The organism is Hyphomicrobium sp. (assembly GCF_036262015.1).
In the GTDB taxonomy this organism is placed as follows: Bacteria; Pseudomonadota; Alphaproteobacteria; order Rhizobiales; family Hyphomicrobiaceae; genus Hyphomicrobium_C.
Genome location: NZ_DATAJR010000004.1, coordinates 632840 through 654532 on the forward strand (window position 1 = coordinate 632840; position 21693 = coordinate 654532).

General features: G+C 62.3%; 22 protein-coding genes. 15 read left to right on the forward strand and 7 right to left on the reverse strand.

Annotated features, from left to right (window positions below; translation table 11 throughout):
- Nucleotides 1–121 precede the first annotated feature (121 nt).
- Nucleotides 122–652, forward strand: coding sequence for a hypothetical protein (locus VHO05_RS03905; RefSeq protein WP_329645304.1), 531 nt, complete (start codon nucleotides 122–124; stop codon nucleotides 650–652).
- A gap of 10 nt (nucleotides 653–662) precedes the next feature.
- Here the strand turns inward: VHO05_RS03905 and VHO05_RS03910 are convergent, their stop codons facing one another.
- Nucleotides 663–1130, reverse strand: a complete 468-nt coding sequence (locus tag VHO05_RS03910) for a tRNA (cytidine(34)-2'-O)-methyltransferase (RefSeq protein WP_329645305.1) — start codon at nucleotides 1128–1130, stop codon at nucleotides 663–665.
- Between the two features lie 278 nt (nucleotides 1131–1408).
- Between VHO05_RS03910 and petA the strand changes: the two genes are divergently transcribed.
- The 4 genes from petA (at nucleotide 1409) to VHO05_RS03930 (ending at nucleotide 5199) form a co-directional block, all read left to right on the forward strand.
- Entirely contained in the window at nucleotides 1409–2029 is a 621-nt protein-coding gene (gene petA / locus VHO05_RS03915; RefSeq protein WP_414653677.1) for a ubiquinol-cytochrome c reductase iron-sulfur subunit, read from the forward strand.
- 14 nt (nucleotides 2030–2043) lie between these two features.
- On the forward strand, nucleotides 2044–3321 hold the full coding sequence (locus VHO05_RS03920; RefSeq protein ID WP_329645307.1) for a cytochrome b: 1278 nt from the start codon (nucleotides 2044–2046) through the stop codon (nucleotides 3319–3321).
- A 14-nt stretch (nucleotides 3322–3335) separates the two neighbouring features.
- Entirely contained in the window at nucleotides 3336–4205 is an 870-nt protein-coding gene (locus VHO05_RS03925; RefSeq protein ID WP_329645308.1) for a cytochrome c1, read from the forward strand.
- Nucleotides 4206–4320: 115 nt separating this feature from the next.
- Complete coding sequence (locus VHO05_RS03930) at nucleotides 4321–5199, forward strand: S-methyl-5'-thioadenosine phosphorylase (protein ID WP_329645309.1); 879 nt, start codon at nucleotides 4321–4323, stop codon at nucleotides 5197–5199.
- Between the two features lie 14 nt (nucleotides 5200–5213).
- On the opposite strand, the gene VHO05_RS03935 is transcribed toward VHO05_RS03930, so the two are convergent.
- Together VHO05_RS03935 and bfr are read right to left on the reverse strand one after the other, a co-directional pair.
- Complete coding sequence (locus VHO05_RS03935) at nucleotides 5214–5636, reverse strand: response regulator (RefSeq protein ID WP_329645310.1); 423 nt, start codon at nucleotides 5634–5636, stop codon at nucleotides 5214–5216.
- A 200-nt stretch (nucleotides 5637–5836) separates the two neighbouring features.
- The gene (gene bfr / locus VHO05_RS03940) at nucleotides 5837–6328 is read right to left on the reverse strand and encodes a bacterioferritin (RefSeq protein ID WP_329645311.1); all 492 of its coding nucleotides are present in this window, start codon (nucleotides 6326–6328) and stop codon (nucleotides 5837–5839) included.
- Nucleotides 6329–6613: 285 nt separating this feature from the next.
- Here bfr and VHO05_RS03945 point away from each other — a divergent pair, with 285 nt between their 5' ends.
- From VHO05_RS03945 to VHO05_RS03970, 6 genes are all read left to right on the forward strand, one after another.
- A complete protein-coding gene (locus VHO05_RS03945; RefSeq protein ID WP_329645312.1) occupies nucleotides 6614–7489 on the forward strand; it encodes an alpha/beta hydrolase in 876 nt (291 codons plus the stop codon).
- Between the two features lie 218 nt (nucleotides 7490–7707).
- On the forward strand, nucleotides 7708–8325 hold the full coding sequence (locus VHO05_RS03950) for a hypothetical protein (protein ID WP_329645313.1): 618 nt from the start codon (nucleotides 7708–7710) through the stop codon (nucleotides 8323–8325).
- 211 nt (nucleotides 8326–8536) lie between these two features.
- Nucleotides 8537–9085: a hypothetical protein gene (locus tag VHO05_RS03955; RefSeq protein WP_329645314.1), complete on the forward strand. Its 549-nt coding sequence runs from the start codon at nucleotides 8537–8539 to the stop codon at nucleotides 9083–9085.
- Between the two features lie 172 nt (nucleotides 9086–9257).
- A complete protein-coding gene (locus tag VHO05_RS03960) occupies nucleotides 9258–10457 on the forward strand; it encodes an ABC transporter permease (protein ID WP_329645315.1) in 1200 nt (399 codons plus the stop codon).
- 234 nt (nucleotides 10458–10691) lie between these two features.
- Nucleotides 10692–11462, forward strand: a complete 771-nt coding sequence (locus VHO05_RS03965; protein WP_329645316.1) for an ABC transporter ATP-binding protein — start codon at nucleotides 10692–10694, stop codon at nucleotides 11460–11462.
- A 15-nt stretch (nucleotides 11463–11477) separates the two neighbouring features.
- Entirely contained in the window at nucleotides 11478–12503 is a 1026-nt protein-coding gene (locus VHO05_RS03970) for an HlyD family secretion protein (RefSeq protein WP_329645317.1), read from the forward strand.
- 160 nt (nucleotides 12504–12663) lie between these two features.
- Here the strand turns inward: VHO05_RS03970 and VHO05_RS03975 are convergent, their stop codons facing one another.
- On the reverse strand, nucleotides 12664–12981 hold the full coding sequence (locus VHO05_RS03975; RefSeq protein ID WP_329645318.1) for a hypothetical protein: 318 nt from the start codon (nucleotides 12979–12981) through the stop codon (nucleotides 12664–12666).
- Between the two features lie 59 nt (nucleotides 12982–13040).
- On the opposite strand from VHO05_RS03975, the gene VHO05_RS03980 reads away from it, so the two are divergent.
- The 3 genes from VHO05_RS03980 to VHO05_RS03990 all read left to right on the forward strand — a co-directional run bounded on the left by VHO05_RS03980 (nucleotide 13041) and on the right by VHO05_RS03990 (nucleotide 15597).
- On the forward strand, nucleotides 13041–13487 hold the full coding sequence (locus VHO05_RS03980) for a hypothetical protein (protein ID WP_329645319.1): 447 nt from the start codon (nucleotides 13041–13043) through the stop codon (nucleotides 13485–13487).
- Between the two features lie 29 nt (nucleotides 13488–13516).
- Nucleotides 13517–13639, forward strand: coding sequence for a hypothetical protein (locus VHO05_RS03985; protein WP_329645320.1), 123 nt, complete (start codon nucleotides 13517–13519; stop codon nucleotides 13637–13639).
- Between the two features lie 107 nt (nucleotides 13640–13746).
- Complete coding sequence (locus VHO05_RS03990; protein ID WP_329645321.1) at nucleotides 13747–15597, forward strand: cyclic nucleotide-binding and patatin-like phospholipase domain-containing protein; 1851 nt, start codon at nucleotides 13747–13749, stop codon at nucleotides 15595–15597.
- Here VHO05_RS03990 and VHO05_RS03995 read toward each other — a convergent pair.
- The 3 genes from VHO05_RS03995 to VHO05_RS04005 form a co-directional block, all read right to left on the reverse strand.
- Nucleotides 15575–17077, reverse strand: a complete 1503-nt coding sequence (locus VHO05_RS03995) for an undecaprenyl-phosphate glucose phosphotransferase (RefSeq protein WP_329645322.1) — start codon at nucleotides 17075–17077, stop codon at nucleotides 15575–15577. The genes VHO05_RS03990 and VHO05_RS03995 overlap by 23 nt on opposite strands.
- A gap of 136 nt (nucleotides 17078–17213) precedes the next feature.
- On the reverse strand, nucleotides 17214–18371 hold the full coding sequence (locus VHO05_RS04000; RefSeq protein ID WP_329645323.1) for a glycosyltransferase: 1158 nt from the start codon (nucleotides 18369–18371) through the stop codon (nucleotides 17214–17216).
- A gap of 15 nt (nucleotides 18372–18386) precedes the next feature.
- Nucleotides 18387–19127, reverse strand: a complete 741-nt coding sequence (locus tag VHO05_RS04005) for a polysaccharide biosynthesis/export family protein (RefSeq protein ID WP_329645324.1) — start codon at nucleotides 19125–19127, stop codon at nucleotides 18387–18389.
- 266 nt (nucleotides 19128–19393) lie between these two features.
- Between VHO05_RS04005 and VHO05_RS04010 the strand changes: the two genes are divergently transcribed.
- The gene (locus tag VHO05_RS04010; RefSeq protein ID WP_329645325.1) at nucleotides 19394–21667 is read left to right on the forward strand and encodes a GumC family protein; all 2274 of its coding nucleotides are present in this window, start codon (nucleotides 19394–19396) and stop codon (nucleotides 21665–21667) included.
- Nucleotides 21668–21693 lie beyond the last annotated feature (26 nt).

Below are 21693 nucleotides of genomic sequence, written 5' to 3' on the forward strand. Positions count from 1 at the left end.
GCGGCGTTGTTGACACAGGCCGTCAATTATTGACGGACCTGGGAGTGCGGCCTGTTGCAAGACGAGTACGTCTCGGCAACCTGAGGAGCCAGGGAATCGCGGACACTTCCGAGGGGACCTCATGAAACTGGCTTGGGTGATGATCAAGCGCCGCGCGGCGCAGGCGCTGCTTGCCACGTTGGCTATGACGGTGGCGGTGACCACCGCGCCGGCGGTAGATGCGGCGCCGCAAGCCGTAGGTCCGTTCGCCAGCCTCGACGGGTGGTGGGGAGGCGAGGGGCGCCTCCGCTTCAAGGATGGCAAGCAGGAAAACGTCAAATGCCGCGCCACCTATATCATTGAAGGCGGCGGAAACGATCTCAAGCAGACGATTCGCTGCGCCTCGGGGAGCGGCAAGATCGAGGTGAAGGGGATCGTCCGCCATGCGGATGGCAAGCTCAGCGGCGATTGGACGGAGACGGTCTACAACGTCACCGGCGTTCTCGATGGCGCGGTGACGCCGCGCGGCTTCCGCGTGTCCATCAAGGGCACCAATGGCACGACCCTCTCCGCCAACATGGACATCATTGTCAAAGACGCGAAGCAGATGGTCGAGATTCAGTTCTTCAGCGAGACGCTGATCGGACTGACGCTGCTCCTCAATAAGGGCTGAGACCGCACTTTTACTCCGGATACCCGTTCGTCTGCCGCAACGCTTCCCCGAGGACCATCGCCGCCGCCACAGCGATGTTCAGCGAACGCAAGCCCGCCCGGATCGGAATCCGGACACGGGCGTCCGCCAGCTGATGAACGCTGTCGGGCACACCGGCGCTTTCGCGGCCGAGCAGCAGCACGTCGTCCGGGTGGAATGAAAACGCGGCGTGCGACTCCGCCGCGTGGGTGGTGAGCAGGACAAGCCGCGGTGGTGGACACGCAGCCGCCCCGCGCCACGCCTCGAACGCGGCGAAACTGTCATGACGGACGATCTCGACGTGCTCGAGATAATCGAGGCCCGCACGTTTCAGCGAACGGTCGGAAAAATCGAACCCGGCCGGGCCGATGACATCGACCGGGACGCCGAGGCAGGCCGCCAGCCGTAGGATGGTTCCGGTGTTCTGTGGAATGTCGGGTTGGTAGAGCGCGAGACGCATTTCAGAGCGGTCCTGTCGGATTAAGATGTGTGCGCCACTATGACCCGTAGGGGTTCAGGTCAAGTCGTCTTGAGCCACCCTGCAAACGGTGCCAGAACATGCCGGGCAGAATGTCGCGCAAAAGCGCGGGATTCGTGCGTCGGTCTTGGGTGCAATCCTTGCGCCTGGGGCGAGCCTAAGTTAGTGCTGCGAGTCTGCTGATAGTGCGTTCGGTGGCGTGACCGAAAATTCGGGGAGGCCACGCGAACGATTGAGGTTGGACCTGTAGTGCTCGCTGCATGGTCGCGTCGCGCGAATTAAAAAAATCCTCGAAATTGGAGGGGTACGTGGCAGTCGAAGCCGAAGAGCCGAATCGCCGAGATTTCCTCATCATCGCCGGTAATGCATTCGTCGCGGTTGGAGCCGCAGCGACGCTGTGGCCTTTCATCTCCCAGATGAACCCGGACGCTGGCGCTCAAGCCTTGGCCTCGGTCGAGATCGATCTCTCGCCGGTCAAGGAAGGTCAGGCGATCACGGCCATGTGGCGCGGTAAGCCGATCTTCATTCGCAACCGCACGCCCGAGGAGATCAAGACGGCCGAAGCCGTTCCGCTCGCCGACCTTCCCGATCAGTCCGCCCGCAACGATCTCCTGCCGGAGTCGGCGCCGGCGATTGACGATAACCGTATTAAGTCGGGCAAAGATAACTGGCTGGTCCTCATCGGCATCTGCACGCACTTGGGCTGCATCCCGAAGGGACAGTCCATGGGCGACTCGCGCGGTGACTTCGGCGGCTGGTTCTGCCCCTGCCACGGCTCGCACTACGACACGTCTGGCCGAATCCGCAAAGGCCCCGCACCACGCAACCTTGAGGTGCCGCCCTACGAGTTCGTCTCCGACACCAAGATCAAGATCGGTTGAGAGGGGCGCATTCGATGGAGCACACGTCGAGCTACGAGCCGAAATCGTCGTTCGCAAAGTGGTGGGATGATCGCCTTCCGATCGCGCGCCTCATGCACGGGCAGTTCGTCGACTTCCCGACCCCCCGCAACCTCAACTATCTCTGGACGTTCGGCGGCATCCTGACGTTCTGCCTCGTCGCGCAGATCGTGACGGGTATCGTGCTTGCGATGCACTATCAGCCGAGCGCGGCCGAGGCCTTCAACTCGGTGGAAGCGATCCGCCGCGACGTGAACTTTGGCTGGATGCTGAGAAACTTCCACGCCGTCGGCGCCTCGATGTTCTTCATCGCCGTCTACATCCACATCTTCCGCGGCCTCTACTACGGCTCCTACAAGGCCCCCCGCGAGGTGCTCTGGATCCTCGGCGTCATCATCTTCCTCGTCATGATGGCGACGGCCTTCATGGGCTACGCACTCCCCTGGGGCCAGATGAGCTTCTGGGGCGTGACCGTTATCACCAACCTCTTCTCGTCGCTGAATGAGATCATCCCCGGCGTCGGCACCGCGATCGTCGAATGGCTGTGGGGCGGATACTCGGTCTCCGGCACCACACTGAACCGCTTCTTCGCGCTGCACTACCTGCTGCCGTTCGTACTGTTCGGCATCGTCGTGCTGCACATCTGGGCGCTGCACGTCGCGGGTCAGAACAATCCCACGGGCCTCGACATCAAGACCAAGTCGGATGCCGTTCCGATGTTCCCCTACGCGGTCGCAAAGGATGCCGTCGGCCTTTTCGCCTTCTTGATCCTCTTCGCGTGGTTCGTGTTCTTCCTGCCGGACTACCTGGGTCACGCCGACAATTACACCGAGGCGAACCCGCTGGTGACGCCGCCGCACATCGTCCCGGAGTGGTACTTCCTGCCGTTCTACGCGATCCTGCGCGCCATCCCGTCGAAGCTCGGCGGCGTGATCGCCATGTTCTCGGCAATTGCCGTTCTCGTCTTCGTGCCCTGGCTCGACACCAGCCGCGTTCGCTCGGCCAAGTACCGCCCGCTCTACAGGTGGTTCTTCTGGCTGCTCGTCATTTCCAGCGTCGCGCTCGGTTACCTCGGAGCGAAACCGGCCGAAGGCGCTTACGTGATTTGGTCGCGTATCTTTACGTTCTACTACTTCGCGCATTTCCTGCTCGTTATGCCGATCCTCGGCCTGATCGAGACGCCGACTGCGCTGCCGAAATCCATATCGGCGTCCGTCCTGCCCAGTGGCTCTGGAGCGCCGCGAGGCGCCACCGCAGCCCCAGAGACACGCTGAGCGGGAGAACTGCAATGATACGCATCCTGACAGGATCTCTTGCTGCGCTGACGCTGGCATTGGGTCTAGCAGTAACAAACGCCAACGCAGCGAGCGAAGGCGGACACGGCGTTCATATCGATCGCCAGACCTGGACCTTCGGTGGCTTCACCGGCCAGTACGATCCCGCGCAGCTTCAGCGCGGGTTCCAGATCTACAAGGAAGTCTGCTCGGCCTGTCACGGGCTGAAGCGGGTACGCTTCCGCAACCTCTTTGAGCCCGGTGGTCCCGAGTTTCCCGAGGACGCCGTGAAGGCACTGGCTCACGATTGGCCGAACAAGATCGTCGACGGCCCGGACGACGAGGGCAAGATGTTCGAGCGCGAGCCCAAGGCGTTCGACCCGATTCTCGGCCCGTTCAAGAACGACAAAGAGGCACGTTCGGCACAGAACGGCGCCTTGCCGCCGGACCTTTCGCTCGTCGTGAAGGCCCGCAACGTGGAATACACCGGCTCCTGGTGGGCCCATCCGTTCTCCATGCTGCGGGACATCGCGACCGGTTATCAGGAGGGCGGCGCCGATTATCTTTACGCGCTGCTGATCGGCTATGCGGAAGCACCTGCCGACGTGAAACTTGCCGAAGGCATGCATTACAACGCGGTGTTCCCTGGACATCAGATTGCCATGCCGCAGCCGCTGGCTAAGGACAACTTCATTACCTATCAGGACGGCAAAGGTTCGCTCGAACAGAACGCGGCGGACGTCTCGGCCTTCCTGGCCTGGGCAGCCGACCCGCACCTGAACAGCCGTAAGGGCATTGGCTGGCTGGTGATGCTGTATCTCGTCGTTACGACGGGCCTGCTTTATGCCGGCAAGCGGTTGCTCTGGTCGAAGATCCCGCACTGAGCGGAGATGACAGATCGATGAATTGGAAAGGGCCCGTTCGCGGGCCTTTTCTTTTGGCCGGCGTGTGTGATGAGATGCCTGACACGTGCGGCAGGATGGGACGAGGGTAATCGGGATGACAAAGTCTGTGCTCGGCATCATCGGGGGGAGCGGTTTTTACAACCTGCCCGGGCTCGAGAACGCCCATTGGGAAAAGGTGATGACGCCCTGGGGGGCACCGTCCGACGAAATCCTCTTCGCCGAGATCGGCGGCTTGCCTATCCGCTTTCTTCCCCGTCACGGCCGGGGGCACCCCGTCCCGCCTTCGGCAATCAACTTCCGCGCCAACATCGATGCGTTGAAGCGCTCCGGCGTCACGGATCTGGTCTCGATTTCCGCCTGTGGCTCGCTGCGTGAGCACTTGGCGCCGGGCCACTTCGTACTTGTCGATCAGTTCGTCGATCGCACCTTCGCCCGTGAGAAAAGCTTCTTCGGCCCTGGGCTCGTGGCACACGTCTCGGTCGCCGATCCCGTGAGCCCGCTCCTGGTCGACGCGGTTGAGAAGGCCGCGCAGGCTGAGGGCATTACCTACACGCGCGGCGGGACCTACCTCGTGATGGAAGGTCCACAGTTCTCGACGCGGGCCGAAAGCAATCTCTACAGAAGCTGGGGTATGGACGTCATCGGCATGACGAACATGCCGGAGGCCAAGCTCGCGCGCGAAGCCGAGATTTGCTATGCGACCGTCGCCATGGTGACGGACTACGACTGTTGGCACGACGATCACGCGGACGTCGACGTCGCGTCGATCATCGCCGTCATGAAGGACAACACTGAGAAGGCGCAGCGCCTCGTCGGCCGCCTGGCCCGGGATTTCCCGCGCGAGCACCCGGCCTGCCCGATCGGCTCTGACCGGGCTCTCGACGTCGCCCTTATCACTGCGCCCGAAGCGCGCGATGCGTCGCTTGTCCGCAAGCTTGATGCGGTCGCCGGCCGTGTCTTGGCAAAGGGATAGGGCGATAGGCCCCGTCAGCGGTGCTCGGCCTGTTTCTCGTGCGGGGCGCCAAGGAGCGAGCGGATCCTGAAAATCACACGATCCGTATCGTAGGGTTTGCCGAAAAACGCATCTGCGATCCCCACGATGTCGGCGGGTGGTACGACGCCCGACGCGACGATCACTTTCATATGCGGATGAAATGCGCGCACGGTTTTTGCCAGCGCCAGTCCATCGCGCGAGCCCGGCATCTCGACGTCGGTCACGACGACGTGGATCGTAACGCCGGACTCCAGCACCGTCTCTGCCTCATCGGCGCTGGCAGCCTCCCGCACGCAAAAACCCGCCTCGCTGACTTCCATCGCCAGCGAGAAGCGCAGGATCGGGTCGTCTTCGACGATCAGAACGGTAGCGACCGGTCTGTCTGGGGAAATGGGACTAAGATGCGTCAAGGCCATGAGATTCACCTGCTTTGCAACGCAGGCGAAGACGGCGGGTTCCCGATTGCGCCGTGAAGCGATACTCGGCGCGAGGCCAGGGTATCAAACTCAAGATTTCCGATGCAACCTTGCCGCCGCGACAAGGGATCCGGCTGAGCGCACGGGGGGAGAGGCCGGAATGAAGGACGCGGGCGAGGGATCCGCCCGCGTCAGCAAGGTCAGTGGCCTTCGGCCTCATTGGCCGGGTCGGACTGGAGGAGCCCGTAGTTTTCGATTCCGATCTTGTCGATGAGATCGAGCTGCGTCTCGATGAAATCGATGTGCCCTTCCTCGTCCTCGATGAGCTCCTCGAACAGCTCCATGGTCACGTAGTCCTTGGCCACTTTGCAGATGTCGCGGCCGCGGATGTAGGTTTCATGCGCGATCTTCTCGCCCTTGAGGTCGCACTCGAGGACCTCCTTGAGGTTCTCGCCGATCATGAGTGGGGCGACGTGCTGAAGGTTCGGCAGGCCCTCAAGGAAAATGATGCGGTGAACGAGCTTGTCGGCGTGGTGCATTTCCTCGATCGACTCGGCCCGCTCTTTCTTGGCCAGCTTCGTGAAGCCCCAGTTTTCGAGCATTCGGAAGTGCAGCCAGTACTGGTTCACCGCACCGAGTTCGAGTTTCAGCGCCTCGTTCAGGATGTCGATGACTTCGCGTTTCCCTTTCATGGGACCTCCCTATGGCCAAATGAGCGAAGCAAACATCCGATAGCGGAGCGTTACCCGTGCTCACTTAATTTAGAATAATTCTAAAACTAGTCCGAGCGGGCGGCGAGGTCAATGACCTGCGCACGTTAACCGTCGTCAACGATAGCTTTTCACCAGCGGCGCGAAAACTTTCAAGGCCGCGTCACCAAATACCCTTTGATTTCTGTGTGCCCCCCGGAACAGCGGCACCCTTCTTGCTCACGTACTTTGCCGGTCATCGAACACGGCAAGCAATTGGGGTTGGCCATGCAGACGATCGAAAAGACCACTGGGAGCAAGAACGGCCGCATCGGCGTGCTGCTCATTCATGGTCTTTGCGGCTCGCCAAGCGAAATTCGCTTTGTTGCCAACGGCCTGACCCGGAGCGGCTATACGGTTCTTTGCCCGCAGCTCGCCGGTCACGGAGGCACCGAGGCAGACCTCATGGCCGCCACTTGGCGGGATTGGTACGAGAGCGCCGAAAAAGGCCTCGAGGAACTCGCCGCCACCTGCGAAACGGTCATTGTCGGCGGCCTTTCGACGGGCGCCGTTTTGAGCCTCATGCTGGCACAGCGTCACCCCGACAAGGTGCACGCCGTAGCCCTGTATTCTCCCACGCTTTGGCTCAGCGGGCGCCACATCCCTTGGTATTTGCCGCTGTTTCGCATGGTCAATAGCAAGTGGGTTGCGAACCTCTTCCGTTTCCCGGTGCCGCTGCACGTCGGCATCAAGGACAAGCGCGTCCGCGATTTCATCTGCAACGCCATGGCGACCGAAGGGTCCAAAATGGCCCAGGTCTGCACGCCCGGCGGAGCGGTTTTGGAACGCCGGCGCCTCGCCAAGCAGGTGATGCAGAACCTCGGCGCCGTAAACCAGCCGGTGCTCATCCTGCACGCCCGTGAGGACGACTATGCCGGCCTCGACAATGCCGCCTATCTGCAGCGTGAGCTCGGAGGCCCCGTGGACCTCGTCGTTCTCGAGGACAGCTATCACATGGTTACCGTCGACCGGCAGCGTCACGTAGTTCTCGAGCGGACCGCCGACTTCATCTCCCGCATCGCCGGGTCGATTGCCGGTAGCATTGGTGTCAAGCCGGCCGCCCAGCTTCGCGTCGTGGGTGGATTGAGCACCGCAGCAGCCTGAAGCGACATGGAAATTAACAAATCCATCGCGTCGCGCCGCTGGAAAGACGACCGGCGCCAGCTTGCTGATAATCCTGTCTCGAACGATTTTTTTCCAAGCGCGGCGCGCCGTGTTACCCTCGGAACAGAAATAGGTCCCCGCTTCCTGCATTCTCTGCTTCACGAGAGCGATGGCGGCACGCCCCGTTCGCTCTGATGGATAGCCAGATGGAGACGAACATGGCCCCGAAGCTCAGCATCACCGTCATCGCCGCACTAACGGCCGCCAGCTTGGCGATTACCCCTTCGGCAAACGCCGGCGGACGTGGCGTTGGTCTCGGCATAGGCCTCGGCGTCCTCGCCGTCGGCGCTATGGCCCACCAGGCTAAGCAGGCTGAAGCCGCAAGGGCGCGCGCACGCGCTCAAGCCCAGGCCCAGGCTCGCGCCAAGGCTCAGGCCCAGGCTCGGGCAAAAGCACAGGCTCAGGCCCGCGCCCAGGCACAAGCTCAGGCCGCCGCCGCCAAGCGTCAGCAGGAAACCGCCGCCGCCGAGAAGGCCAAGGCAAATGCTGCGGAGAACGGCCAGGATGACGTCGCCGAGGAGACCACGACGAACAACAAGTCCACTCCGAGCACGTATGTCCCGGCGGCCTCGAGCTCTGCTGCTCTGACTCAGGTTGACGTGAACGCGGCCAACGCTGCCAAGGAGCCGCCGCCGGCCACGGAAACGACGGTAGCCGCTACCGCCGATACCGCTTCGGCCACGTCCACCACTGAAGCGAAGGACGAGGCTCCGGCCACCGACACCTGCAAGCGCTACGTTCCGGCCCTTGGCGTGGCTGTCTCGGTCGGCTGCTAAAAACACCAATCTGGCTATCGGCGACCAAGCCGGCCCGCGTAGGGCCGGCTTTTTTGTTTTGAGGGCGCGGGAACGGCCAAGGTGCGCTACAAAAAGAAACCTGCGCTTTGTCTCGCCTGGAACAGCGGCGGCGCTGGCTCCGGCGCATTGTCCGATCAGAATTTGAAGCGGAACGGCTCAGACGTTCTGCGAACTCCGATGGGATACAGCCATGAACACGAAGCTCATTGCCATCGCGTCAGCATTCGTAGCGACCGCGACACTGGCCTCGGCGGCAGAAGCAGGCGGTGGTGTCCGCTTGGGATTCGGTTTCCCACTTGGATCGTTCACGGCCACGCCCGCACAAGGCGGTGGTGGCGGCGGTTCGTATCGCGCGACAAGACCTAAGCGGGCCGCGGTCGTGCAGCACGCAACTCGCAAGCCTGATAAACCCGCTCATGTCGTAAGGGTGCAGCCGGCAAAGGGCGCCAGCCCGAAAACGGAAAAGACCGAGTCCGTCACGAACGGGACAGCAGATAGCACCGCCGAGGCCGCCGATACGAAAGCGTCAGTGACAGGCAGCACGGCGCTGATCCAGCATTCGATCCCGGCACAGGATACGGACAACAAGACGACGGCCGTGACGGCCGCCGAAGCGAAGGCCGAGACCAAGCCTGCCGATACGTCATCGACAGCGACGTCGGCCGCCGACGCATCCAAACATTGCAAAAAGTTCATCCCCGCGATCGGTATGACGGTTTCCGTCGGCTGCGACGAATAGCCAACGGCTCGGGCCTCCGACGCCCTGAATGTGACGCGTTCGTATCGGATCAGAAAAATCGGTCTGACACGGCACGCCGCAATGGAATAAAAGCTCGCTTGAAATTGGTCAGATGCTGGACGTGGCAACGAGTTCAGCGCACAACTCTCCCGTTGCCGTATTGGAGACTGAGATGATGAAGAGGAACGCAGCCGACACCGGGTCAGCGGCGCCGGCCGGTCAGGGCAAGATCATCAGGATGGCGCCCAAGATCGCCTATCGAAACCTCTTCCACGACCGCATGAGCTTGATCGTTACGCTGGTCGGCATTGTCTTCTCCGTCGTGCTCGTGGCGATCGAAGTTGGTCTCTACAAGGGATCAGAGAACAAGATCGCGACCGTGCTCGACAAGGCGCCGGCCGATCTCTGGATCGTGCCGTTCGGCACCAAGAGCTTCGACGATCCGTCGCTCCTGATCGGTCACGAAAAGTACGCCGCGCTCTCCACGCCCGGTGTTCTCAGCGCCGAGGACATGATCGTCAGCTTCTCGTCCTGGCGAAAGCCCGAGGGCGGCAAGAAGACGTTCATTCTCGTAGGACTTGATTGGGCCAATGGCGGCACGCGTCCTTGGGCCATCGACGAAGGCACGGTCGAAGACCTCAACGCCCCGAACGCCCTTGCTGTCGACAGATCGTACTTCAAGGATCTCGGTATCGAGAAACGCGGCGACTACGCCGAGATCAACAATACGCGCGCGCAAGTCACCGCCGTGACGAAAGGCATCCGCTCGTTCACGACCTTGCCGTATGGCTTCATGCCCATCACGACGGCGCGAAAGTTCGTCGGAGCAAATGCGTCGCAGTCCACCTACGTCCTGGTCAAGCTTCAGAAGGGCGCGGATCTCGAGGCCGTACGCAAGTCGCTCGAGGATCGCCTGCAGGGCGTCGAGGTGTTGACGCACGACGAGTTCACGCGCCGCAGTATCAACTACTGGATGTTCAGCACCGGCGCCGGCTTGGCCCTCATCACCGGTATGGTGCTTGGTGCGATCGTGGGCATCGTGATCGTGGCGCAGACGCTCTACGCCAGCACCAAGGATCACTTGAACGAATTTGCGACGCTGCGAGCGCTGGGCGCTTCAGCCAGCTATATCCACGCCGTCATTCTCATCCAGGCGCTGCTGAGCGCAGTGCTCGGGTATGCGGCCGGTATGCTGCTCGCGATGCTGGCGATCTACAGATTGTCCGTACGAGTCCCAACACTCACCATCGTCATGACGCCGAAGATCGCGGCCTACCTGTTCGCCTTGACGGTAGGTATGTGCATCTTCGCCGCGATCACGGCGATCCGAAAAGTGACCCGTATCGACCCGGCCGGTGTGTTCAATCGGTAAGGTGCGGCAGGAGAAAGTTCGAATACAAGGATCCGGAAAGCTCGAAAGGCTTTCCGGATCCTGCGTTGAGATACCGCTTCGGACCTTGGGCGTGTAGGATCCGTTGTGGGAGCGATTTCCGCTTTTGGCTCGATTTCGACACGTGATGTGACAGGCGTAACAGACGCGGCAAACCGTTGATGCCATCTTCGCCGCGATGAGTGCTCGCCTTTGGTTTCGGGAGACTTCGTGAAAATGTCCAAGCCTGGAAAAGCGTCGAACGGGCTGCGTCCGCTGCTAGAAGCGCGCAACATCGTCAAATCGATTAATACCGGCGCGGGTGAACTCCACATTCTGAAGGGCGTGAGCATGGATTTGCGCCCTGGCGAGCTGACGCTGCTCATGGGCCCGTCGGGTAGCGGCAAGACCACGCTGCTTTCGATCTTGGGCTGCATCTTGACGGCCACAAATGGCGAGCTGCATCTGGCCGGCCACCAGGCCGTTGGCCAATCCTCGGAGGCGCTGGCCGAGATTCGCCGCCAGCATATCGGCTTCGTGTTCCAGAGCTACAATCTGTTCCCGACGTTGACGGCCATCGAGAACGTGCTCGTTGCACTCGACGTACGTGACGCTCGCTCCGCTGACCCGATGGAAACGGCTGCCGAAGCCTTGAAGGCTGTCGGACTCAGCCATCGCATGCACGCCTACCCCTCGAAACTTTCGGGCGGCGAGAAGCAACGCGTCGCAATCGCTCGTTCGCTGGCAGGCCGCCCGTCGGTCGTGCTCGCCGACGAGCCCACGGCCGCCCTCGACAGCGAGAATGGCAAGGCCGTCATGGAACTCTTGAAGGAAGTCGCGAGGGATCCGACCCGTGCCGTCATGGCCGTGACCCACGACCACCGCACTCTGCACTATGCCGATCGTATCATCACCATTGAGGACGGACGCATTGTCTCTGACGAGCGCGCACCCAACAAGGGTGGGCCCGGCAACGGCGCGTCCAAGAACAAGAACGTTGCAGCCTAAGGAAGACCACGCGCCATGTTGAAGCCCCTTAACCTCGTCCTCCTGCTCGGCCTTGCCGGTGTCGGCGGTTATCTCGCCTACGATAAATTCAAGGCCAGCCAACCGGTCGAAGAGGTCGCGATCGAAGTCAAAGACTATGAAGTGGCCGCTCCGGGACGCGTCGAGCCCAAGTCGGGCGAGATCCGGCTTGGCGCGACTTATCTCGGCCGCGTCGAGGAAGTGCTCGTGAGCGTCGACGACAAAGTCGAGGAGGGTGAGCTCCTGCTGCGTCTCGACGATGCCGAGGCGCGCGCCAAGCTCGCGTCCGCCGAAACCGAGGCTGAAGCCCTCCGCGAAGACCGCGAGAAGGCGTTCGCTTCCGGCCGTGAGGACGTCCGCAAGGCCGAAGACGCCATCTATTCCGCCGAGCGTGCCGTTACGGGCGCTCGCATCGAGCTGGACTACGCGATCTCCGCGAAGCGCAGCGGCAGTGGCAGCGACGCGGCCGTTGCGGATGCGCGCCGCCGCCTCAAAGACGCCAACGAACGTCTCGAGCGCGAACGCATTGCCTATGTGAAGGCACAGTCCAAACCGAACCTTCCCGCCCCGAGCCGCGCCGAGTCCGCCGTGAGCGCCGCGCGCGCCGAGGTGAGGATGGCGGAAGCCCTGCTCGACAAGACGCGCATCCGTGCTCCGTCAGCCGGCACGATCCTGCAGGTGAACGCCAAGCAGGGCGAGATCGTGGCCCCTTCGCCCGAGCAGGCGCTCGTCGTGATGGGTGACATGTCGGTCGTCCGCGTCAAAGCCGAGGTGGACGAGGGCGATGTCGGCAAGATCACGCTCAATCAGACCGCCTATGTGAAAAGCATTTCGGTTCCGGATCAGAAGTTCGAGGGCAAGGTGACGAGCATCGCGCCGACGCTTGGATCCGCTCGCATCGGCCCTCGCGGTCCGCTGCGTCCGAACGATGTGGAAGTCATGGAAGTAACCATCGAACTACAGGGGACGTCCTCGGCGTTGAAGCCGGGCATGCGGGTAGACGCCTTTTTTCGTAAAGGCTAAGCCGGCGACGCCCTACACGCCAAGCGGCCGGAGGCCAGTGGCTCTGGCAGTCCTGAAAGAGATCCTCTGAGGGAAACGCCGCACACGGATCGCATAGGCAGAGATACAACACAGCTGCGACGAATTGGGAGCCGCCTGAAAAGGCGGCTCTTTTCTATGTTTAAAGCGTCAGCCCTTCGGTTGACTCATTTGAAAAGATTGAGGAATGTAACTGCCGTAACAGCGCGCGCTGTCCATATTCGTCATGGTTCTGCCAGGCACCGCCTAGCGGTCGCGATCCGACGAGATGGAGCGTGTTATGCAAGGTCAGATCACAAAGTTTCACGAGGGCATCGGATTTGGCGTCATCAGTGCCGCCGATGGCCGGAGATATCGTTTCGCCGAGGCAGATATCCGCAATCCGAATGGCCGGCTGGTCGGTCTCGATGTGGATTTTGTCGTCGAATCGCGTAGTCCGAGAGACATCATTCTGTTGCATGGATCTCCTTGGACCGTATTTGGCCGCGCAAGTCCGGCCCTGAAGCGGAGTTGAACGCCATGTCGAATGTCATGAACCAGGCCCAGGTCGAGTCCGCGGTAGATACCAGTGATGTGCCGCGGGTTGGCGCACGTGAATTGGCGCTCGCGCTGAAGATCCTGTCCGCCGGCAATGGTCTCTTGCTGCCCAACGTCACGCTCTCGGATGAGGACCTGCGTCGCGTCGAGCAGGATTTCTGGATGATTTCGCCCCGCGCGCGCGTTCGCAAGGTGGCAGTCCTTCTCCGCTTCCGCAGTTTCCTCGCCGCCTGCCAGACGCGCCACGTCAACGAGCTGATTGCTCGTCACGGCCAAGCTGCGCTGGTTATCGCCCTCGAAGCCGCGGCCAAGATGCGTCTCAATGCGAAGTGGGGCTTCAATCCGCACAAGATGGCGCGGGCCATGAGCGAGGCTCTGGCCGCCGCCGCGGAGACCCTGGTCCCCGAAGGACAAACTGCCGCTGCTTAATTTTCGGCAAGCCCGCTGATCCGAACGCCATGCGTACCCATATCGGTGGCATGGCGTTTTTACTTGTCCTCAGCTATGTCGCGGTGTTCGTGCCCGCATTGGGCCTGCTGGTCGCGGGCCTCACTGGACTTGCGCGTGAGCGTGACCAGTAGGTGCCGGCCATTGCCCCCGCTTTGATTAACTCCCTCCAAAGACGCCCGTTCAGAGAGCGCTCATCCGGACTATAATCGGGTAGGCGGCTGCAAGCTGATTGGGCGCTATGAAACCTGCCAACGGTCTTGCCCACGGCGTTCCCGACATCGACCTCTTCTCGGGTTTGTCCGAGACGGAGCGGGCCGCGCTCGCGGCGCGTCTCACACTCCGCACGCTTCGGCGAAGCGACGTCCTGATGAAGCAAGGCGACGAAGCCGACGCCCTTTATGTGCTGGTGTCGGGCCGTCTCGCCGTCACGCTCGAGGACCGGCGCGATCCCATCAGCGAGATCGGCGCCGGACAGCCTGTCGGAGAAATCGCATTCCTCACAGGCGGGCATCGGACGGCAACCGTCACAGCCATGCGCGACAGTCTGGTCATGGCCTTGTCGCGTGAGGAGTTCGACCGCCTCGTCGGGGAGCACCCTGGGATTTGGGGCGCGCTCACGGCGACCTTGGCGCGCCGTCTGGCGGCCACGACCTCACGGTCCGCTGCCACGCGTCCGGTGACCGCCCGGCCACGCACGCTTTGTGTGATTCCGGCGGGCGGGTCGCGCGTCAGTGCAGATTTTGTCAGGAAGCTCGGAGACGCGCTCAGCCGCGAAGGGCGCAGTGTGGTGATCACGCGTGACACGGCGCGAGATCTTTTGGGGTCATCGGAGACAGTCGACACGCCCGAGATCACGTCAAGGTTGAATACCCTCGAAACCACGCACGATCATGTTCTTCTCGTTGCGGATGGCACGCCCTCGCCTTGGACGGAAAAGGCCATCCGTCACGCCGATCTCGTCTTGGCCGTTGCGCACTACGAGGAACAAGACATTGCGCCAAATGCTATCGAGCAATTCTCCGCGCGATTTGTCGGTCCTGAGGCCACGCGGCTCGTGCTGTTGCATCCCCGCAAAAGAAAGCTTTCAGGCACGTCTCGTTGGGTTTCGCCGCGCCAGATCGCCATGCATCATCATGTGGCGCTCGACGGCTGCGGCGATGTTGATCGGCTCGTGCGCTTCATCCAGGGCCGTGCGGTCGGTCTCGTTGCCGCCGGCGGCGGCGCGCTTGCAGCGGCTCACACGGGAGTTTTTAAGGCTCTCTGTGAGGGCGGGATCACGTTCGACATCATGGGAGGCACGTCGGCGGGCGCCGCATTGGTGGCCGCCCTTTTGCTCGATGCACCGCCCGACGAGATCGACGCGAAAGTCGGCGAGATGTTCGTCACAAATCGCGCCATGCGCCGGTACACGCTGCCACGGTACTCTCTCCTCGACCACACCCTCTTCGATGACGAGCTGAGGCGCCTCTATGGCACCACGGAAATTGAGGACCTGTGGCTCCCGTTTTTCGCCGTATCAACGAACCTCTCCCGGTTCGCCATCATGTGTCATCGGACGGGACCGCTGTGGCGCGCGATCCGCGCGTCCGCGTCCATCCCGGTGATGCTGCCGCCGGTCTATACGAACGAGGGGGAAATGCTGGTCGACGGATGCCTGCTCGACAACGTGCCAGTACGCGTCATGCGCGAGCTGAAGGCCGGCCCGAATGTCGTAGTCAGCTTTAAACCGCCGGAGCTGGACCGGTTCGATGTTGACTATGAAGCACTGCCCTCGCGCGCCGCTCTCATGCGTTTGGTCCTCAACCCGCTCCGGCGTGACAGGCTGCCGGACGCCCCGGGGCTCGTGGCGGTTCTGATGCGGGCGCTGATGGTGAACCGCCGGGACTTCATGCGTGAGCTGGAGGACGACGACCTGTCGTTGACGCCTCCCATTCCAGTCGGGATGGGCTTTCTCGACTGGCACCGCCACCGCGAGCTATTCGACACGGCGTATCGCTGGACATGCGATACGCTCGCCGCGATGGAAAGTGCGGAGCGGCCGGATTGGATTGCAGCCGCTCCCGGTCTCAATAAGCGTTCTCCGTCTTGAGAAGCGCCGTTGGCGTCATGGCGAGAATGTAGAGGTCGAAGAACACCGACCAGTTCTCGATGTAGTGGAGATCGTGTTCGACGCGCTTCTCGATCTTCTCGTCCGTGTCGGTTTCGCCGCGCCAGCCCGAGATCTGTGCCCAGCCGGTGATCCCGGGTTTGACCTTGTGACGCGCATAGTATCGCGCAACGATCTCGTTATAGAGCCGGTCTGCCGCCTTCGCTGCGACCGCGTGGGGGCGCGGGCCGACCAGCGACAGATCGCCCTTGAGAACGTTGAGGAGCTGTGGAAGCTCGTCGAGGCTCGTCTTGCGGATGAAGCGGCCGACGCGTGTGACGCGAGGGTCCGCCTTCGTGACCAGCTTGTTCGCGTTGGCGTCGCACATGTCGGTATGCATCGAGCGAAACTTCAGAACCTCGATCAGCTCGTTGTTGAAGCCGTAGCGCTTCTGGCGGAACAGGACGGGGCCGCGCGAGTCGAGCTTGATCGCGATCGCCACAGCCAGCATGACGGGGGAGAGAGCAACCAATGCAAGGAAACCAATCGCCTTGTCGAATGTGGACTTGATGACATGATCCCAGTCCGCGATCGGGCGATCGTAGAGGTCGATCATCGCGACGGGGCCTACATGCGAATAGAGGCGCTGGGACAAGCGGATCTGCGTCGCCTGTGCTGGCAGACGAATATCGGCCGGAAGAACCGAAAGCCGCGTTGCGATGTCGTGCAGCCTTTGCTCGCCTGCCACGGGCAGCGCAACAATGACCAGATCCACGCGCATGGCGCGTGCGACGTCCAGCAGGTCGTTCAAGCCGCCAAGCCGAGGATAGCCGTCCGGGCCGCGGGCCCGTTCATCGCCCCGGTCGTCAAACACACCGACGATTTGGATTTCGGAGCCTTCATCGTGCTCGAGCGATTGGATGAGATCGTCGGTGAGACGACCTGTTCCATAGATGACTGCACGGCGCTGCAGTCGCCCGGACTTGGCGAGACGGCGCAGGGATAGGCTAACGCCACCCCGCGCGGCGATCAGCGCAATGCCGCCTGCGACGAACCAGAGAGCGAGCCATCCGCGCGAGAGATCAGCCCCCGCCTTGAGAAAGAACACGATGACCCCGACCACCGCGAACGCGGCCGACCAGCCGAGAAGCAGGCATGGGACGTTGAGGTGAAAGGCGGAAAGCTGACGCGATGAATAGAGGCCCAAAAGATCGAGGGCGATGACGGTGCTCGCGCCGGCGAGCACGATCATCGCACCGTACAAGAGATCCGCCATAACGTCCGGAGCCCCATGATAGAGCACGGCCATGACGAAGCCGCTCACGACGGCAATCGTGAAGTCAGCGAAACGCACCAACCCGACGAGCACGACGGGCGAGAGCGGCGAGATTTTGCCTGCTGTCGCTTTGATGGAGGAGGGGCGCGCCGGAGATGGCGCACCGGAAAGGGTCAAGGCAACAGGGGTCGGAGCATGCGAAAGCATGAATTTGGCTCACTTTGAGACGAAGGCCCGGCGATGGCCGGTTGGATGAGCCAGAAGGTGCAGCCGCTATGCCAGCGGCTTCGATCGAAGATGGGAGGCTTCGATACGGTTAAGATAATACAAACAACAAGTTAAGTCAGCTATCGGAGCGATCAGCGAGCGCCGTCCGATAGAAGTCGAGCACGCCATCGGTCATCGCGGCGACCGTGAATTTGTTCTGCACGGCAGCCCGAAGTTCCGCCGCGCGTGCCTGTGCTCCGTCCGGATCCGCGAGCACGCCTTCCATGGCACGAGCCAGCGCCTCGACAGACCCGGCCGGAATAAGCCCGGTCTGAGTCCCTGCAACGATCTCAGGAATGCCCCCGACGTTCGTTGCGATCAGCGGTTTGCCGGCGGCACCGGCTTCCAGCACCACATAGGGAAAGCTCTCAGCCCTCGACGGCACGACGAGGCAGTGGCCCAGCGGAAAAGCATCGAGCGCTGGCATCGCGCCTGGAAATGTCACGTGAAGGTCGAGCTTGAGCGACTTCGCTTGTGCCTTGAACGTTTCCGCATCAGGGCCGCCACCCACGATGACAGCACGGACAGGATGGGTCGGCACGATGCGAGCCAGCGCATCGAGCAGGATGTCGACACCCTTGAGCGCGCGCAGCTCGCCGATGAACAGGAAGTTGGCGGCGTCGGGATTGGGCGGCCGCACATCGAAATCCGAGGGCCGCAACCCGTTGGGAATGACGCGCCGCGGCGCCCCCCCGGTGCCGGCGAGTCGCGCGTAGGCCGAACGTGCGAAGTCGGATTCGAAAATGAGACCGTCGGTCATCATCCCCATGATCCGCTCAAGCACCATGAACGCCGTGCCCGCCGCTGTTCCGGGCTTGTAGTGCAGGCTGCCGCCATGGGGGGTGTAGAAGACCGCGACACGTCCGCCGCGGAACGAGAGCCAGGGCTTCGCAAGACGCGCGTAGGCGCCGCCCTTGGCGCCATGTCCGTGCAGCACATCGAGATCGAGCGCTCGCGCGATTTTCACGACCGAGCGCAGTGCCCCCAAGTCGCCCAATCCTGGCCGGCGGCTCATGGGAATGAGATAGAGGCCGAGCTTGAGTTTCGGCTCGATAGCGGACAGGCGCTGGACCGTGAGCGCATCGGCAGACGTGCGGTCGGCCACGATGCCGACGTAGTGCCCGCGCTGCGCCTGTTCTCCCGCCAAATCCAGGACATGCCGGAATAGCCCGCCAACGGGGGCCCGCATGACGTGAAGGATGCGGAGAGGGACGTCGGCGCGCGTCTCTGTCACCTGTCGAGCAGCCCTCTAGAAAAAGCGTTCGTTGACGTAGACGATGTCGCCCGGCTGCACCGGATAATCGCCGGGCGCCTCGATCTGATCGGCAAAGCCGTTGATGCGCCGGGTGATGCGGTAGCTTCGACTGCTGGCCCGCTCGGTATAGCCGCCTGCGATCGCGATCGCCGTCTCGATGGTCATGCCGGAGACATAGGGATATTGCCCGCCGGCCTTCACCTCGCCGTAGATGAAGAAGGGACGGTTCTGCAGGATATCAACGGTCACCTGCGGATCGCGCACGAATTCGGAGCCGAGGCGATGACGTATCGCCGCCTCGAGGTCGCGTGTCGTGCGCCCGCGCGCCCTCACCTCGTTGATCAGCGGGACCGTAATCTTGCCCTCCTGGTCGACCGTATAGGCGCGCGAAAGATTGGGCTGTCCGTAGACGAAGACGCGGAGGCGATCGCCGGTGTCGAGCAGGTATGGCCTCTCGGCATCTGCAACCATGGCCGGAGCGTATCCGGCGGGTTCGACGACTGCGGCACCCCAAGTCACCGGCTCTACCGGCTCAGGAGGCGTGCCATAGACCACGCGGCCAGATTGGCCCTCGATGTTTGCAACCGCACCCGAAATTACAGCGTCAGGATCATGGGCACACCCTGCCGACCCGAGCGCCGCCGCGCACGAGAAAAACCAAACCCAAGCTTTGACGCCTGCGCGCATGATGAGCCGCTTACCAACTAGTGTGATGATCGAGAAATTCGCCATCATCAGCGACGAGGGACCGAGCGAATTTCTCGATCTGAATCACACTAGTAAGCCAATGATTCTAGTGGCCCTTATGATTCCGAAGTTCGTGCCGAACCCAGCAACGAACTCTGGCGAACTTCGGAATCGGGACACTAAGGTGCGATCAGTGTTAGGGACGCGGGGTTAACAAAATCTGAGGGACTGTCCCAATTCTGGGAATCTTAAGGAAATTCTAACGGGCGCCCGTGTATCCCTCGAAGTCTGGCCACGAGTGGCATGAAAGCGAAATGGCTTCAGACAGGTATCAGCGCTCCGACGACATCGACCTGCGTTCGCTGTGGCAAGCAGCGATCGGCAGCTTGCCGCGTCTTATCGTGATTGCGATTGCAATGGCGGCGGCAACCTATGGCGTTCTCACGTTGGTGGCTCCGCGCTACGTGTCGGAGACGCAACTCGCCATCGAATCGAAGAGCGGCAATAACCCGTTCGCCGACCCGTCGCGCACGGACTCGGGCGACAGCGTCTCCGTCCGCATGGACAAGGAAGCGATCAATACGCACGTGCGGGCCCTGATGTCGGCGGACCTCGGCGAAACGATCGTCCGGGACATGAAGCTTGCGGACCTGCCCGAGTTCAACAGCGCACGCGGTTCGCCGGACAAGCTATCCGCGCTTCTGCGCCTTGTCGGCATAGGAGCCCCCAGAGCGACCGAAACCGACGAGGCACGCGCGCTCGCGGCTTATTTCCAGCGGCTTGAGGTGTACTCGCCAAAGGAAAGCCGTTTCATCGGCGTGCGTTTTACGTCGATAGATCCGGACCTGGCCGCAGCCGTCGCCAACCGCATCGCGGAGACCTATCGCGAGAATCTCGCCCATCAGAGCCTTACGCAGACGGACGAGGTGCAGAAGGCGCTCGAGCCCAAGATCGCCAAGCTCGCCGACGAAGCGGCCGCGTCTGAAGCAGAGGTCGAGAAGTTCCGCGGCCGAGCGAACATCTTCAAGGGCGGTCAGCAAGCAACGGGTCTCAACGAGCAGCAGCTCGCCGAGCTGAATGCCGAGCTCTCGAAAGTCAAAGCGGCGCGCAGCGAGGCCGAGGCGCGGGCGAAGCAGGCGCGTGAAATGCAGGATCTCGGCAGCGCGGAAACGCTCGCCGACGTCCAGAAGTCACCATTGATCCAAAACTTGGTGCAGAGCCGGGTCCGCGTCGAGCGCCAGCTCTCGGAGCTGTCCGCGACACTGCTGCCAGGCCATCCACGTATGCGCCAGCTGAATGCGGATCTGAAGGGTCTCAAAGGTCAGATCGCCGCCGAGGTGGCCAAGATCGTTGACGGGATCGGTAAGGAAGCCAAGGTCGCGGCTCTGCGCGAGGAGGCCATCCAGAAGAGCGTCAGCGAAATCAAGGACCGCATCGTGACCTCCGGACCGGAGGAAGCAAAGCTCCGGAGCCTCGAAGCGGACGCCAAGTCGAAGCGCGCTGAGCTCGATCGCCTGCGTGCGCAATACGAGGCCAATCGCGTGCGGGCCGACGACACTCGAGCGATCCCCGTCGAAGCGAAGATCGTATCGAGCGCACGGCCCAACAGCACGCCCGTGTTCCCGAAGAAAACATCCACGGCCCTGCTTGTCGCCGTTGCGTCGATCCTGATTGGTCTGGCACTCGTGATTACGCGCGGCCTTCTCACGGGCGCCCGCGTGCCGCGGCAGCGCGCGCCAAAGGCGCATGGTCGGAAAGAAATAACCGTGCCGGTCCTTCCCGAACCGATTCATACTACGGGACCTTCGGCACTGACACCGGAGGCATCGACCGCGGAGCCTCCACGTCCTCCCGCCCCATCGCGCTGGGTGCCGCCCGCAAAGCGTGAGGAGCCGCGCCCAGAACCTGAGATGCCCGAGCCCGCAGCGGAGAAACCGCCCGCACAGCAAACCGTGGCGTCGTCCAATGTCGCGACGCCCGAGGCTCTAGCTGAGAAGCTTGAAGCGCTTCGCAAGGTCGGGCTCTCCGGCACGCGCACGCTTTTCACGAGTTCGGCTGATGTGGCGTCTCTCTCAGCGGAAGCAGCCGCCGTCTGCCGTCATCTCGCGTCCAAAGGCCTGACCGTGATCATGGTCGACTGGAGTGTCGACGGCAAAGGCGTTGCCGAACCTTTGGGGCAATCCGCTTGGCCAGGGTTCACCGAGCTGGTTGAAGGTAAGGCTGGCTTCGAAGGCGTCGTACACTCGTTGAAGGACAGCGACGTCCACATCATTGCGTCGGGGCGCGCGCTTGCAAAGCGTGATGAGCTCGATGGCAACAGCATTAGCTTCGTGCTCGACGCGTTGGATGATGTCTACGAGCACATCGTTGTGGTTGCCCGCACGGAGGCGGCTCGACCGTTGTTCGAGGCGATCCAGGGTCGCTTCGATTGCGGCGTCACACTGGTCGCAGACCAACGCCAGAAGACACGGGTGCTCGCCGAAGGCGGGTCGTTCCTTGGCTTCGAGGTTGAGGGGATCGCGCTGTTCACCCTGGACAAGTCACAAGGCGAAGCGCGGAGCCGGCAGAGGATCGCGCGCGCCGGCTGACTGCGCCGGTCGTTAATCGGTCACTA

Coding starts and splice junctions, on each gene's coding strand:
- VHO05_RS03905 (WP_329645304.1), top strand. CDS start 122: ATGAAACTGGCTTGGGTGATGATCAAGCGCCGCGCGGCGCAGGCGCTG.
- VHO05_RS03910 (WP_329645305.1), bottom strand. CDS start 1,130: ATGCGTCTCGCGCTCTACCAACCCGACATTCCACAGAACACCGGAACC.
- petA (WP_414653677.1), top strand. CDS start 1,409: ATGGTCGCGTCGCGCGAATTAAAAAAATCCTCGAAATTGGAGGGGTAC.
- VHO05_RS03920 (WP_329645307.1), top strand. CDS start 2,044: ATGGAGCACACGTCGAGCTACGAGCCGAAATCGTCGTTCGCAAAGTGG.
- VHO05_RS03925 (WP_329645308.1), top strand. CDS start 3,336: ATGATACGCATCCTGACAGGATCTCTTGCTGCGCTGACGCTGGCATTG.
- VHO05_RS03930 (WP_329645309.1), top strand. CDS start 4,321: ATGACAAAGTCTGTGCTCGGCATCATCGGGGGGAGCGGTTTTTACAAC.
- VHO05_RS03935 (WP_329645310.1), bottom strand. CDS start 5,636: ATGGCCTTGACGCATCTTAGTCCCATTTCCCCAGACAGACCGGTCGCT.
- bfr (WP_329645311.1), bottom strand. CDS start 6,328: ATGAAAGGGAAACGCGAAGTCATCGACATCCTGAACGAGGCGCTGAAA.
- VHO05_RS03945 (WP_329645312.1), top strand. CDS start 6,614: ATGCAGACGATCGAAAAGACCACTGGGAGCAAGAACGGCCGCATCGGC.
- VHO05_RS03950 (WP_329645313.1), top strand. CDS start 7,708: ATGGCCCCGAAGCTCAGCATCACCGTCATCGCCGCACTAACGGCCGCC.
- VHO05_RS03955 (WP_329645314.1), top strand. CDS start 8,537: ATGAACACGAAGCTCATTGCCATCGCGTCAGCATTCGTAGCGACCGCG.
- VHO05_RS03960 (WP_329645315.1), top strand. CDS start 9,258: ATGATGAAGAGGAACGCAGCCGACACCGGGTCAGCGGCGCCGGCCGGT.
- VHO05_RS03965 (WP_329645316.1), top strand. CDS start 10,692: ATGTCCAAGCCTGGAAAAGCGTCGAACGGGCTGCGTCCGCTGCTAGAA.
- VHO05_RS03970 (WP_329645317.1), top strand. CDS start 11,478: ATGTTGAAGCCCCTTAACCTCGTCCTCCTGCTCGGCCTTGCCGGTGTC.
- VHO05_RS03975 (WP_329645318.1), bottom strand. CDS start 12,981: ATGCAACAGAATGATGTCTCTCGGACTACGCGATTCGACGACAAAATC.
- VHO05_RS03980 (WP_329645319.1), top strand. CDS start 13,041: ATGTCGAATGTCATGAACCAGGCCCAGGTCGAGTCCGCGGTAGATACC.
- VHO05_RS03985 (WP_329645320.1), top strand. CDS start 13,517: ATGCGTACCCATATCGGTGGCATGGCGTTTTTACTTGTCCTCAGCTAT.
- VHO05_RS03990 (WP_329645321.1), top strand. CDS start 13,747: ATGAAACCTGCCAACGGTCTTGCCCACGGCGTTCCCGACATCGACCTC.
- VHO05_RS03995 (WP_329645322.1), bottom strand. CDS start 17,077: ATGCTTTCGCATGCTCCGACCCCTGTTGCCTTGACCCTTTCCGGTGCG.
- VHO05_RS04005 (WP_329645324.1), bottom strand. CDS start 19,127: ATGATGGCGAATTTCTCGATCATCACACTAGTTGGTAAGCGGCTCATC.
- VHO05_RS04010 (WP_329645325.1), top strand. CDS start 19,394: ATGGCTTCAGACAGGTATCAGCGCTCCGACGACATCGACCTGCGTTCG.